This window comes from Shewanella sp. YLB-07 (genome assembly GCF_009377275.1).
Genome location: NZ_VOQB01000017.1, coordinates 130,981 through 144,016 on the forward strand (window position 1 = coordinate 130,981; position 13,036 = coordinate 144,016).

General features: G+C 42.3%; 10 protein-coding genes, 1 tRNA gene and 1 pseudogene. 6 read left to right on the forward strand and 6 right to left on the reverse strand.

Annotated elements, in window-relative coordinates; all coding sequences use genetic code 11:
• Positions 1-5 precede the first annotated feature (5 nt).
• The gene (locus FS373_RS27290) at positions 6-1,838 is read right to left on the reverse strand and encodes a protein kinase domain-containing protein (protein WP_152831021.1); all 1,833 of its coding nucleotides are present in this window, start codon (positions 1,836-1,838) and stop codon (positions 6-8) included.
• A gap of 320 nt (positions 1,839-2,158) precedes the next feature.
• Here FS373_RS27290 and FS373_RS27295 point away from each other — a divergent pair, with 320 nt between their 5' ends.
• A complete protein-coding gene (locus tag FS373_RS27295; RefSeq protein WP_144048085.1) occupies positions 2,159-2,512 on the forward strand; it encodes a hypothetical protein in 354 nt (117 codons plus the stop codon).
• 219 nt (positions 2,513-2,731) lie between these two features.
• Positions 2,732-3,406, forward strand: a complete 675-nt coding sequence (locus FS373_RS27300) for a thiopurine S-methyltransferase (RefSeq protein WP_152831022.1) — start codon at positions 2,732-2,734, stop codon at positions 3,404-3,406.
• A 227-nt stretch (positions 3,407-3,633) separates the two neighbouring features.
• Here the strand turns inward: FS373_RS27300 and FS373_RS27305 are convergent, their stop codons facing one another.
• Both FS373_RS27305 and FS373_RS27310 read right to left on the reverse strand, forming a co-directional pair.
• Complete coding sequence (locus tag FS373_RS27305) at positions 3,634-4,659, reverse strand: porin (protein ID WP_152831023.1); 1,026 nt, start codon at positions 4,657-4,659, stop codon at positions 3,634-3,636.
• A 511-nt stretch (positions 4,660-5,170) separates the two neighbouring features.
• Complete coding sequence (locus tag FS373_RS27310) at positions 5,171-6,229, reverse strand: porin (RefSeq protein ID WP_144048082.1); 1,059 nt, start codon at positions 6,227-6,229, stop codon at positions 5,171-5,173.
• A 526-nt stretch (positions 6,230-6,755) separates the two neighbouring features.
• Here FS373_RS27310 and tcdA point away from each other — a divergent pair.
• Entirely contained in the window at positions 6,756-7,595 is an 840-nt protein-coding gene (gene tcdA / locus FS373_RS27315; RefSeq protein WP_152831024.1) for a tRNA cyclic N6-threonylcarbamoyladenosine(37) synthase TcdA, read from the forward strand.
• Positions 7,596-7,637: 42 nt separating this feature from the next.
• Here the strand turns inward: tcdA and FS373_RS27320 are convergent, their stop codons facing one another.
• Positions 7,638-9,251, reverse strand: coding sequence for an ATP-binding protein (locus FS373_RS27320; RefSeq protein WP_152831025.1), 1,614 nt, complete (start codon positions 9,249-9,251; stop codon positions 7,638-7,640).
• A 236-nt stretch (positions 9,252-9,487) separates the two neighbouring features.
• Between FS373_RS27320 and FS373_RS27325 the strand changes: the two genes are divergently transcribed.
• Entirely contained in the window at positions 9,488-10,099 is a 612-nt protein-coding gene (locus tag FS373_RS27325) for a superinfection exclusion B family protein (RefSeq protein ID WP_144048079.1), read from the forward strand.
• Between the two features lie 124 nt (positions 10,100-10,223).
• Here the strand turns inward: FS373_RS27325 and FS373_RS27330 are convergent, their stop codons facing one another.
• On the reverse strand, positions 10,224-10,352 hold the full coding sequence (locus FS373_RS27330; RefSeq protein ID WP_144048078.1) for a DUF3149 domain-containing protein: 129 nt from the start codon (positions 10,350-10,352) through the stop codon (positions 10,224-10,226).
• 349 nt (positions 10,353-10,701) lie between these two features.
• Here FS373_RS27330 and FS373_RS27335 point away from each other — a divergent pair.
• Positions 10,702-10,786, forward strand: a tRNA-Leu gene (locus tag FS373_RS27335).
• Positions 10,787-10,869: 83 nt separating this feature from the next.
• Here the strand turns inward: FS373_RS27335 and FS373_RS27340 are convergent.
• On the reverse strand, positions 10,870-12,003 hold the full coding sequence (locus tag FS373_RS27340) for a Fic family protein (RefSeq protein WP_322619575.1): 1,134 nt from the start codon (positions 12,001-12,003) through the stop codon (positions 10,870-10,872).
• Between the two features lie 46 nt (positions 12,004-12,049).
• On the opposite strand from FS373_RS27340, the pseudogene FS373_RS27345 reads away from it, so the two are divergent.
• Positions 12,050-12,343, forward strand: a pseudogene (locus FS373_RS27345) (transposase); the annotation flags it as partial.
• Between the last annotated feature and the right edge of the window lie 693 nt (positions 12,344-13,036).

Below are 13,036 nucleotides of genomic sequence, written 5' to 3' on the forward strand. Positions count from 1 at the left end.
CTTTTTCAACTTATCTCTTTCGGATTCTTCGGATAAAAATACTCTTCCCTGCTATTTATGTGGCTAAATTTTCGCGTATTCTTGTAGGGGAGTTTCATAAACCCAGATACGCCTTTCCCCTGGATCTTACCCACATGACTCAATATTCTGTTTAAGCTGGCGCGAAATGCCGCCTGTTTTCTGGGATTGAGCAATCTTAAATAGCTGTGGATCTTCATATGATTAGGTAGCACCTCGAAGATGATGCAACCTGTGTGGTGGATCTTATTTATCCAGGCCAGTTCGGTCATTATCTCGGGGGGGAGTTCAAGGTTTTCGTCCGGATCCCGGCCATCTTCGAAATAGGAGTGCAGGCGAGACTTATCTTCCTGTGAGGGGGCGCTACCGACCTCGAATGGTAGTTGTTGCTCAGGGTCGATATCAAACGGTGTACTGGTGTCGTCACGTTCCAGGTGGAGTGTGTCTCGGGCATTGAAGAAACAAGCCTTGAAGACACCAATGCGGCGAATGCCTCTGGCCAGAGTCACCATGTTATTAACGGCTAATATTAGTGCTTGTTTCTCATCGGCGTTGTAGAGAGCCAGATTTGAGTCAACAAAAATGCCGGTTTCTCGCCAATGGATAGCTAAGCCTCCAACAATTGAGTATTGACTTAAGCGGCCAACGGCAGCGATAAAGCCTTTCTCTGTGTCTCCCATGCCCGCCATGAAATTACGGTAATATTTTTCCAGTTGCAGGTCGTCTATCTTCTCGATGGGATCTTCCGTGTTGTGCTCCTTAAGGAATGACTTCCTGGAGCTATAGATCACCGTTTCTACATCTCGGCCTTTAGAGAGCTCCCAGATAGGTATCTCTTCAATTAGTGCAGGATTTTGGATATCTGGCAGATGCAGTCTATGACTATGAAGCATACTCTTGAGGAAGTAATTACCAGCACGCTTACGCTGCTCGGGATCATCACTGAGCATGCCGTCTAAGGTTCTGGCCAGCTCTACCGGGAGGCCGATTGAGGTGGCTTTTATGACCTTGCTGCCAAAACGGCTGGATTGTCCGGATGCGATGGCATAAAGGGTCGCCGCAACACCTTGCTCATCGAAGCGAGTACTGGACAGTGCACCACTCAGCTGCTCTTCGCCGATAAAATAGACATCGCCCATTCTGGCGTTGGTATGCTGATGATCACTGGAGAGCAGGTCCATGACGTTACCATTGACCGGATTCCCTTGAGCGTCTCGTTGGGCGAACACGGCCGAGCCCCAATCTATGAGGGATAGGTGATTATTTTTGACATCATAGACTAAATTCGAAGGCTTGATATCACCGTGAACTAAGGGTCGGCCATGATGAAGATACTGAAGTACATGAGCAAGCTGCCTAGCGATACTCATCACCATATGAGCGGGTAATGCACCTCGTTTGAGACAGAGTTGTTCCAGATCTTCTCCCGGAGCTCTGGCCATGACTAATATTCCTTGCTGACCGGCATGGGCAAACTTGATGGCGGGTGGGACATTAGGATGCTTGACCTGAGCCAGCATGAAGGCTTCCTCTTCCAGCCTGTCTTGCACATTCTGTGGCAAGGTGACCCGAGAGAATTTAAACACATGGGACTCACCCTGAGGGTTTATCCCTGCAAACACGAAACCGTAGGCACCTTTACCCACTAGCTCCAGGTCGACATACCCCAATTTTCCCAACTGTTGCTTACATAACCTTATCCAGGCTCTGTGCTTTCGCGCATCGTTTGCCTTGAGTAGATAGATGGATTGCTCTTCAGATATATAGAAGTGCTGCAGTTGAGGAGTGGGTTCAGGAGTCGTCTGTTTTGATGTGGCCATTGAGGAAGATAATGCTCATTCGCTGAAGTAAGATCGAGAGTCAGTATAGATCTAATGTTACATAAAATGCGAGGCTCATAGCTATCAGTCAGGTAATCCATGAAAGCCGATTTTTAACATACGGTGTAACCCGATATCTTGAAATTGTTTCTCTAGGTAGATTTTTGTCTCCTATGGCATTTTTTCGAGGCCGTTATTGACCTAAATCAATTCAGCTTTAAACCTTGGGATGTAATCTTTTAATTAACAGGCAAGGAGTCGCTTGCACTAAGAAATTAGCCTCAAGCCTTGTTGCGAGGCATCATTGAAGAGGAGGGCATATGCCGGAGATGGATAAGGCCCAATTAATTGAATTACTGGAATTTCCCAGAAAACGCATCTTACAATCTATGGAGCTGAACGCTTGCCCCCATGCTGGATTTTTCAATACCAGCGATGAGCAATGTCTCAATTGCCATCAAGGCATGGAATGCACATGGATGAATCATAATGATGAATTGGTCGCGGTTGAGCAGAAGTCGGCGAAAGAGATTAAGCAGCAGTTGCTTATCGCCGTCGATTTTATCGACTCTAATCTCACGCCGCATCATCTGTCGAGACGAAACTGCGAATGTGATAATTGTTCTTGGCTGAGGAAGACGCAACAACTGTTGGCGATAGATTATACTGACTAATCTATCGGGGTGATCTGGCCTATTGCTTGAGTCTTACTTCCCTTGTTACTCAAGCTATACTCGTAAGCCCTGAAGTTAGACATTTAAGCTAGGCTTTACACACGAGCTGAATTCCTATTAGAGTATCGACCAATGATAGCTCCTGCTCTTCAACCCTTGAGTACTTATTCGTACCAGGCTGAAGGTAGATTAATACAATTGGTATAATAGGACAGGTATATGGAACCCGGTTTTTGGCATGACAAGTGGGATGCAAAGCATCTAGGTTTTCACTTGGGTGAGGTCAATGTATTATTGATAAAATACTGGCCAGAATTAGCTTTAGACAATGATAGCTCTGGCTGTGACATCAATGTGTTTGTTCCCCTGTGTGGTAAGTCCCTCGATATGTGTTACTTAGCCGATCGGGGCCACAATGTACTTGGTTGTGAGTTGAGTCAAAAGGCGGTCGAGCAGTTTTTCTCTGAAAATAACTTGCCTCACCAAATTGAGCCGTTAGAGCCCATTAATAAGTTTACCACCGAGCAGGTGACCATTTTGCAAGGTGATCTATTCAGCTTAGCTCCCGAGCAGTTTTCCGAAATAAATGCATTCTATGATCGCGCCGCATTAATCGCTTGGCCCGAGTCTATGCGCCTTGCCTATGTCGAGCAGATCTCCGCACTCATACCGCCCAAGAGTATCGGCTTGTTGATCACCTTAGATTATCCCCAAGAGGCGCTTAAAGGCCCACCATTTGCTGTATCTGAAGATTGGGTGATGACGAATATGTCAGATGCATTCGAGATCGAGTTGCTCAGCTGTGGTGATGCACTGATGGATAATCAAAGATTCGTGAACAAGGGCGTACCTTGGCTGACTGAATCGGTTTATAAGCTTAAAAGAAGGTCATAGAACCTAGGGACTAGGTAGAGCAAAGACGACGGCTGTGCCTATTCGACGGCATTGCCTGATTATCTAGATGACAATTCTTTCTAACAACCCAAAGGGCATCGTCTTGGCTTTCCCAGCGAAGCGTCGATTAGCCATGGAATAGCGTCGTTTTGGCTTTTATCCCCTTATTTTAAGCATTAAAAAGCGACCATCAGGTCGCTTTTTCTTGCTAAATTCGCGAAGCGAAATTAGAAGTTGTAACGTACACCGACTGTGAATATGTTGTCGTCTTCTAGATCGATTTTCATACCACCAACTTTATGGTCACCTTCGTACATAGCGTAGTGGCCATATAACAGAGTCGACTTAGCAACCTTGTAGTCGGCACCGATAGTGATCACCTGAACATTGGCGTCAGAACCTTGGATATCAGTGATGTTATTGTAATACTTACCGAAACCAGCTTCATCTTTACCGTATTCAGCTTTTAGGTTAACGCCGTTTAGGTTGTAAGATACGTTGACGAAGTAAGAGTTACCTTCTTGATCTGGATTTGTCTGGCTTTCTGTATTTTGGAACAGACCGCCTAATTTGAAGTCACCTAGCTTAACTTGACCAACGGCGCGGTAAGCATCTATGCCACCGATAGTATTATAAGCTATAGCAGCATAATAGCTTTGTGCTTTTAGCTTCTTATCACCGATAGTCGCACTGAGTGCGTACTGGTCTTCGTAAGAATCTTTACCGTCAGCATCTATATAGTTGTCTTCCATTAGGTAAGTGGCGTTCAACGTGACCAGACCGGCGATTTTTGGAGAGTAGTACCAGATACCATCGGCAGCACGAGTCTGACCACCAACTAGACGGTCGATATCTGCGTTGCTGTTACCGAATAGATCGACTCCGCCTTCGGCTTGTTTGAATACTGTATCGTTACGACCGACAAGTACTGTACCGCCTTCGGTTCTAAGGCCTAGGAAAGTATTACGGGCCTTAAATACATCTTTATTTGTAGAAGTGTTCTCAACCTGGAATTCCATTTGATAAATGACGTCGAAACCTTTAGCGATAGTCTCGCTACCTTTGACACCCACGTGTGAGAAGTTAGTTTCCAGTACTGTACCGTCTTTACCTTCTTGAGTGGTAGCGCCTGTATCTGAGTTAGTGACAGATAGATCTAGACGACCATAGAAGTTAGGTCCCTCGGCTAGTGCGCCGAATGATGCCAGAGTTAAAATCGATGCAACAGATGCAGATATTAGAGTTTTTTTCATGTTTAAGTGCTCCCAAGAACCTAGGTTCTTTTCCATTTTATAATGGTTATTTATGGTTTATTGCTCTTGCTGCAAGGGTCCATCCTTGCAGCAAACATGGGGCCGAATTTTACAGTTTTATGTCAATAAAATTGTGGACTAGATCAAAGTTTTACAGTCAAAGGATTGGTTCAATAAGAATTAGTGTCAAATTTGACCTTTTAGCTTGTATTTCGTCCAGATGCTGGAAATATAGCAATATTATCACCGCTTAATGTGTGCTATATGTTTCAAGTTTAATTTAGCCTAAGCTTCATAAGCTAATGCTAAAACAGTAACCTAATTGAAAAAACTTGTCATTAAAGTGTTGGGAAAGTAAGCGGTTACTGCTATGGAAGGTATCTAGAGGCTACTGGAACGTGAGCCAGATTGTGTTTTTTTGTGGGCGGAATGTCGGCTTGTATTACTAATTTAAGTATAAAAAAGACGACTCAAAAGTCGCCTCTCTTGGAGGTAAAGCTCCTGACTGGGATTAGAAGTCGAAGCGCATACCTATAGTGAATAGTTCATCGCTTAGATCGTGTGTTGCAGTGCTGTTTAGCTTTAAATCGCCATCATATTTAGTGTAATGACCATAGATCAGTGTGCTCTTACTTAAGCGATAATCGGCACCGACACTGAATTGTTGTAGATCGACATCAGAAACTTGTTCTAAGCTTCCATCACTATTACCTATAGAGCGGCTAACGAACTTACCTAGACCTGAATTATCATTACCATACATGGCTTTTAGCTTAAGATTACCTATTACGTAAGCGGCATTCACAAAGTAAGTGTCACCTTCAAGCTGCGCTAGTTTGTCATCCAGGCTTTCGGTGTTTTGGTAGAAACCACCCAAGATCAGATTGCCAAATCTGACTTGCGCGACACCTCGGTAAGCTTTAACGTCATCTATACCGTCATTATATGCCGCAGCAAGATAGTAGTTTTGCGCTTTTAGTGCCTTGTCACCTAAGGTTGCACTTAATGCATACATGTTGTCAGGTGCGATACGTTCTTCATCGTCGTAAGTAACATAGTTATCTTCAACAAGGTAAGTTACGTTTAGTGTCACCAGATCGGCAATTTTAGGTGAATAGTAAGTGATACCATCGGCTGTACGAGATTGACCCGCAGCCAGGAGATCGATATCTGAGTTGGTGTTACCGAAGAGGTCGAAGCCACCTTCAGATGCTTTAAATACCGTATCGTTACGGCCTATTAATGCTGTACCAGCGACAGTTCTTAAGCCTAGATATGTATTACGTGCTGCGAACGTATCACCTGAGTTATCGAAGTTACTCACACCAAATTCCATCTGGTAGATAACTTCCAGATCATCATTGATTCTTTCTGTGCCCTTAACCCCTAACCAAGAGAAGTTATTTTCAATAATGGTGCCATCTTTCTGATTTTGGGTCGCAATACCTGTGTCAGAGTGAGTAAAAGCAAGATCGGCACGGCCATAAAAATTTGGGCCGTCTGCAAGTGCAGAAAAAGAAGTGATCGCTAGAGTCGATAAAATTGTGGCGGACAGAACAGTTTTCTTCATTTGGGTCTTCCTGTTGCTAGTTTTTATCATCAACCGAGGAGTTGATGAACATTTCATTAGGTTCTAGATTCAAAACTTATAGGGGTGACAATACGGTTAAATATGACGCTGACATTCTGTATGTTTCGAACTGATTCTGTCATAAATAAGGAACTAACCTATGAGATGCTGGTCACACTTGGTGGATCTTCCGCTCTCTGCATCACGTTATTTCACAAGGATTTATTCTCATACATTTAACTTGGTAACAATGAAAGGATAGCTTTTTCTGAACTGTAATAATTGATGAATCCTATTAACTGGCGTGTCTATTTTTCACACCTGTGGTTCAAGCCTTCACTTGAATAAGACAGGAATTTTTAGTCTTTATTTATCAAATGAGATAATATCTGCCGACTCATACCTTTATGGCGTGAATACTCTATTTTCAGCACTATACTATCTGAGTGGAAAGGTGTGAGTGAGATAGGGGGAGTTACGCAGTCTAATTCTGCAAGTTATCATTTATTTTTGTTTGGAGATTTCGTTGGATAATCAAGTGCTTTCAGAAGCGTATCTTAATCGATTTGCCGGTATTGCTCGTCTATACGGTCAGAAGGCATTAACGCTATTTTCTCAATCTCATGTTGCTGTTGTAGGCATCGGTGGTGTTGGCACTTGGGTTGCGGAGTCTTTGGCCAGGAGTGGTATAGGTGAAATTACTCTTATAGATCTTGATGATATTTGTGTCACTAATACCAATCGTCAAATCCATGCCTTGAAGCAGACCATAGGCGAGTCTAAAGTTGAAGTCATGGCTCAACGTATTCTGCAGATTAACCCTGAGTGCAAGGTGAATCAGGTAGAGGATTTCATCACTACAGACAATCTAGATGAATATTTTATTGGTAAGAAGTACGCCAAAGAAGAGCAAACTGATGTTTTAGATTATGTTGTCGATTGTATAGATGCAGTGAAACCTAAAGCGGCGATGATAGCTTGGTGCAAGAGACAGAAGTTGCCTTTAGTTACTGTGGGCGGTGCGGGCGGGCAAATTGACCCGACGCAGGTTCAGATATCAGATCTCGCTAAGACATATCAAGACCCGCTGTTAGCTAAAGTACGTAATTTATTGAGACGTGAGTATAATTTTTCTAAAAATTTACAGCGTCGATTCAGTATCGAAGCCGTGTTTTCTACCGAGCAATTGGTGTATCCTCAGGCTGATGGTAGCGTTTGTAACAGCAAGGCAAATGTCGACGGCAGCATGCGCATGGACTGTGCCTCAGGCTTCGGCGCCGTGACTGTTGTTACCGGGACATTTGGTTTTGTCGCCGCGAGTAGAGTGTTGATAAAGCTTGCCAACAAGGCTAATAATCCTTCCTAGAACTTAGAACTGATTCAGCTGGCCGATTTGGAGGTATGTCCGCTAAGACTCATCGTCTGTTGAATCTTGTGTTATCGGGAAAGAGAGCAGGAAACAAGCGCCGCCGAGTTCACATTCGGGCTCAAACCTGATATTTCCTTTTAGTAATATAGCGGCATTATAAGCGGCTGAGAGTCCAAGTCCTGTTCCGCCTTCGTTACGTGAAGTCGTATAGAAGGGCTCAAAAATATGAGTTGCCGCATCCATAGAAATCCCTGAACCATTGTCTTGTATCGAGATATTGACATTATTCTCGACTAATTTCGCCCGGATAATAATGATGCTCTTATCCACCTTCTTAAATGCATGAGAATATGCGTTGGAGAGAATATTGGTGGTGATCTGCTTGAGTAGACTCAGGTTGGTTTTTATCTCTAATTCAGGGGAGAGATCAAACTGTACTTCAACCTGTTGTTTATCGAAGAGGATCTTCATGGATTCATGACTATCTATGAGAGCCTGCTTTAGATTGAACGTCTTCAATTCTTCCTGACTCTGCTGAGCAGCTACTGTCTTAAACTTCTGTATCAGGGTGCTAGCCTTAGTGATATTACTGACAATTAACTCACAGCTCTCCTGATACTCTTCTAATATGGTGTTAATCTCCTCTAAGGTGGTGTTCTCACCATGTATGAGTAAGAGTAACTCTTCGATATGCACAAGCTGAGAGGTTGCAGCTGTTAAACAGATCCCTATTGGGGTATTAATTTCGTGTGCTACTCCTGAGACTAAGCCTCCTAATGCTGCCATCTTTTCCTGTTCGACTAGTACCTCTTGAGCCCGTTTCAACACCAAGAGTGATTGTTCTAGTTCTTGAGTTCTCTCCTTTACTTGACTTGCCAATTCATCTTTATAGCTGGTTTCTAGGGCTAATAATCTTTCTCTATCGGTCAATGCATCTTGAAGATCCTGTTTCGATTTTTTGATGTCGGAAAATGAGGTTCTCAGTTGTTGTTGCATGGTATTAATCGCCGATGAGACTTGATGGAATTCGTCTCCCTTCTTATTGTTCTGATCGAATTTTAGCGGTTCAAAAGGACTATCTAGATCTAATCGCTGACAATAGAGGCTGAGCGTGTGTAGGTGCCTTGCGACCATGTGCCAGACTAAAAAGAGGATAAAACCTGCGACGATAAATGTTTTTATGGCATTAGAAAGTAAGATGATGATGGCTCTATCTAGCAGTTTTTCGTAAACGGCTTTAAGATCCGCTTGAACTAGTAAGGTACCAACGGCAATGCTGTCACTTCCCGAGCTATAGAAGAGTTCGAACGTTTTTTCTATGGTATTTTCAGGCGTTGGGGTACCCGAGGTCCAGACTTGGCCGCTATCATCGTTGATCGAAATATAGGTGATGTCGGGGAGCTGAATCAAGCCATTAAGTTGAGTGTTTATCAATCTTTCATCTATCACCCAAATACTAGCCGCTAACACATCCAAGTTAACTTTTTCGATACTGGTAAATTGGCGAGTGATACGATTGACATCGCCTTTATAGTCATTTACCAGTTGAAAACCTGTGGTGATCAAGGTGATTAATGAACTAAATAATATGATCGATATTGTTAGTTTTCGGCCTATCTGGCTTTTGATTAATCTGCTAGTAAAAGTATGCATGGATCCTTTTCTTGAGCATTGAAAGCTAAATCAGACTAGCTCACTTTCGCCTTCGAGTTATGTCAAAGTAAGCATCCCTCCATAAGCATAGTCTGCCAATCATCTATTGAGTGACTTAGTTGCTTAAAAATTAACAAAAAATCCCAAATGTTGGCAATCAATATTTCTAGTCAACTTGTGGCATTAATTTTGCTTTTAATTTGCTTAAGTACAGGTTTTTGACACTAGGTATCCTTATGCAGAAAATAAAGACACAGATATTTAAACCATCGGTCCCTAAACAGTTGATTTTCAGCTCTATGCTTTGGTTAGCTATTGTGAGTGGGGCCTTGTTATTCGCACCTGTTGGTATTTTGACGGCAGTGAACTTAGAAGCTGTGGTCAGTGCTAACTCTTCTTTCATAGGATTAGGTTTTATCATAGGTATCGCTTACTTGATTACTCAAGTGGTGAATTATTTCTTAGATGAGGCAATCGGTGCGTTAAAAGCAAAGCGGACTATTGAAGTCATCGAGGAGAAGGTGCGGCTCTTGGATCCGACTGAGCGCGCTCTTTTACGTGAGTTTTTCCTTCAGGGCGAGACTGTATTGACTCTACCTCAAAATGAACCAGCGGTTAAAAGTCTACTAACGACGAACATCATCGAGATGTTAGGTAATCAAAAGCATTATGCAATACAGGGATCTACTGCTGATTATAAGATTTCGATGCGTGCGAGAATTTATCTGAATCGACAAGTACTAAGATTGCCGGTTGGAGAGCCAAGTCAGGAAGAGATGGAAAACCTGATAAAAGCTAGACCAACTTTTGCTAATAATGTGACGGGACCAAGAAAGCACGCCGCCTAAATACCTAGTCAGGTTTAGATTTCTAAATATTATGCATCAGGTGTAAAAAAGTGGGAGCAATATGCCCCCACTGCATTAGGAAAACACCTGTTTAAGGTGCAAATCCATCTAAATCGTTTTTTGCTTATTCCGGCTTAGACTTTTGAATAAACATCCACATCAAGTAGCCCATGATGCCTATGGTGCAGAAAATAACGGTCATTGACATCAGTCCGATAGCGTTGCCAAACATCAAATCTAACCAGAAAGCCATAGTGAAATCCTCTTTCAAAAAATTATTTGTATTGCATATCCCTAAGCTAATCTTGTTTTGATGTGAGCTTGATGATCTTGATCAATAATCGCTCCGAATCATTATTAAATTACATTGTTTTTGTTAAAATTATGAGTTACATCTGCTTTTGCTTATTTAGTTTTCTCAGGGGAATCTAATAGAATTGGATAGATAAGCGGCTAGCATTAGTTGGAAATACTAAGATAAGAGTGAAAATTGTTCGGTCAGTTTTTTTCTGCTGTTAAAGACTTGCCATTAGTCGTCTCAAAGGTATAATGCCCGTCACTTACTGAGGTATTAGCTATCTTGGTTAGTCTATTTGATATAAGCCGGTGTGGTGGAATTGGTAGACACGACGGATTCAAAATCCGTTGCTTTCGAGCGTGACGGTTCAAGTCCGTCCTCCGGTACCAATCAAATAAATGAGCCTGCTTTCGAGCAGGTTTTTTTATGTCTGTAATTTAGTCTGAACTAGGGCTGCACTGCTTTTAGGAGATCAGTTCTTTTGAATTAAGTAGCGTCGACTACGTCTTTCTCCAATCGGAACTAATACCCCTTTTACAACTAGGTCTCCTATATCTCTTGCGGCTGTTGCATCGGTTGTTTTGGTTAAAGCTTTATATTTTTTCCGTGAAATACCATCGCTAAAATCTGTTGTCTCTAATAGCTGAGTAACGACTTTTTGTTGCCTAGCATTAAATACAGTAAATTGGTTTTTTTGCCAAAATCGAGTTGTTTGCATGACTCGTTCAAATTCTTTCTTAGCATCAATTGCTGCAATTTCTACCATCGATAAAAACCATATTATCCATTTGGTTAAATAAAGGGGATTGTTTTCATCTACAATACTCTGATGATTTATTAACTCACAACGCTGATGATTCTCCAATTGTTGATAGTATTCATTGCGGTGATTTTTAAAAGCTGACGATAAAGAAAATAAACGTAGGTTAGTATACTCTGCCTCGGCTAAACAGCGTTCCGCAATGATCCGAGATAAACGACCATTACCGTCATCAAACGGGTGAATAGTGACAAACCAGAATTTAGCGATTGCAGCTCTGATAAAAGTTGATTCGTTTGATGAGGTATTGAGCCAGTTAAAAAATAGACCCATCTCTTGCTCTACTTCGCTATTTACCGCACCTGGCGCTTCAAAGTGGACTTGTTGCTTACCGTATCGCCCCGAAACTATCTGTATCGTGTCATCACGATAATCACCGATAGTCATAGGTGTGATTATCGGTGCAACAGTGAAAAGCATTTGATGCCAATGTTTTATGACATCATGATTTACTTGTTGCTCTGTCGTACGGATTGCAGATAATAAAAGCGCAACCATTGCATCACTTTGTTGGTTAAACCTATTCCCTTTACCAATGCCTAATTTATTGACGATGCTAGAACGAACAGAGTCTCGATCATATAACTCTCCTTCAATTTTGGCGGAGGCTAGTGTTTCATCAAGTAATATTGCAGCCTCCCAATCTAAACGTTGCTCAAAAGAGAGGAACTCACTCAATTGCTTTAATGGCGACACAGCTCGTATGCATGATTCTAGTGCGGGGATAACGATAGCTTTTTCATAAATAAAGTTAGGCCAGTTTTTTGTAAGTGCCTGAACAGTTATCTTTGCATTAGTGCTTACAAACTTAGGAGACTCGGCTTATATTTAAGCTAGGATAGGCCAACAAGATACAGCGACACGTTTATGGGCTCAAAAAGGAAGTCGTCCAAGGGGAGGGAGGCTGCAACAGTTTGAATATGCCTATGCTTTAGGCACCGTATGTCCAGCTAATGGTAATATGGAGGCACTAATCACTCCGTGGGTGAACAAAGGGGTAATGTACCAACACCTAAAACTTATCTCTCAAGCGACCTTTCCAGATCGTCACGCTGTCCTGATCATGGATGGTGCAGGCTGGCATAGTAAGGAGCTAGATGATGAGTTTGATAATCTGACCAGATTATTATACCAATTGGTATGAGAGGCTACTGAAATAATCCTGCAGTAAGTAGCACTTCCCACATATATAGACCAACCTATATTAGTAAGTGCTCAGATTTAACCTGCTTCTGCTCATCATTGTCTTCACTGTTTGCAGTTCCTCTTTAAACACTTCAAACCTACGTTAGCTGTTCAAGGGTATTTTGATATTCATCGACACAGGCGAGTATAGAACTCTCTTAGTTTTATACCTTAAGCTGGTTCATTTTGTGGATAAGTCTGGGGGTAATTAGTGGGTACGTTGTGCTTAAATATCAGTTGGGAGAATATGTCTGTTTTTATCGAAAAATCCCTTGTGCTCTGGGCTGATATCCCTATAATGCGCATCCACTGACACGGCACAGCAGGCCAACTAGACTAATTCTTAAAGCTTATAAACAGTTGAAAGGTTAGATAGTACGGGACTTGCAGTAGCGTCAGAGAGTTTATTTCTTCGGAATTTAACTCAGGTTGAAAGCACTTTAAGAGCTTCGGGTTTTGTTTGGTTCTCACAATAGTGATTAACAAATCATCGCTTGAAAATCTTCTTAAAATAAGCCCTTGACGCCAATCACGGAGAGTGTAGAATACGCCTCCTCAAGCCAACGACCTAGCGTCTAAGGCTGCTACCTGAAAGATTCGCTCTTCATGTTAGCAATGCTCTTTAACAATTCAA

Excerpts from the sequence above, each read along its gene's own strand:
- FS373_RS27310 (WP_144048082.1), bottom strand. The coding sequence starts at position 6,229 with ATGAAGAAAACTGTTCTGTCCGCCACAATTTTATCGACTCTAGCGATC.
- FS373_RS27320 (WP_152831025.1), bottom strand. The coding sequence starts at position 9,251 with ATGCATACTTTTACTAGCAGATTAATCAAAAGCCAGATAGGCCGAAAA.
- FS373_RS27325 (WP_144048079.1), top strand. The coding sequence starts at position 9,488 with ATGCAGAAAATAAAGACACAGATATTTAAACCATCGGTCCCTAAACAG.
- FS373_RS27290 (WP_152831021.1), bottom strand. The coding sequence starts at position 1,838 with ATGGCCACATCAAAACAGACGACTCCTGAACCCACTCCTCAACTGCAG.
- FS373_RS27295 (WP_144048085.1), top strand. The coding sequence starts at position 2,159 with ATGCCGGAGATGGATAAGGCCCAATTAATTGAATTACTGGAATTTCCC.
- FS373_RS27305 (WP_152831023.1), bottom strand. The coding sequence starts at position 4,659 with ATGAAAAAAACTCTAATATCTGCATCTGTTGCATCGATTTTAACTCTG.
- FS373_RS27300 (WP_152831022.1), top strand. The coding sequence starts at position 2,732 with ATGGAACCCGGTTTTTGGCATGACAAGTGGGATGCAAAGCATCTAGGT.
- FS373_RS27330 (WP_144048078.1), bottom strand. The coding sequence starts at position 10,352 with ATGGCTTTCTGGTTAGATTTGATGTTTGGCAACGCTATCGGACTGATG.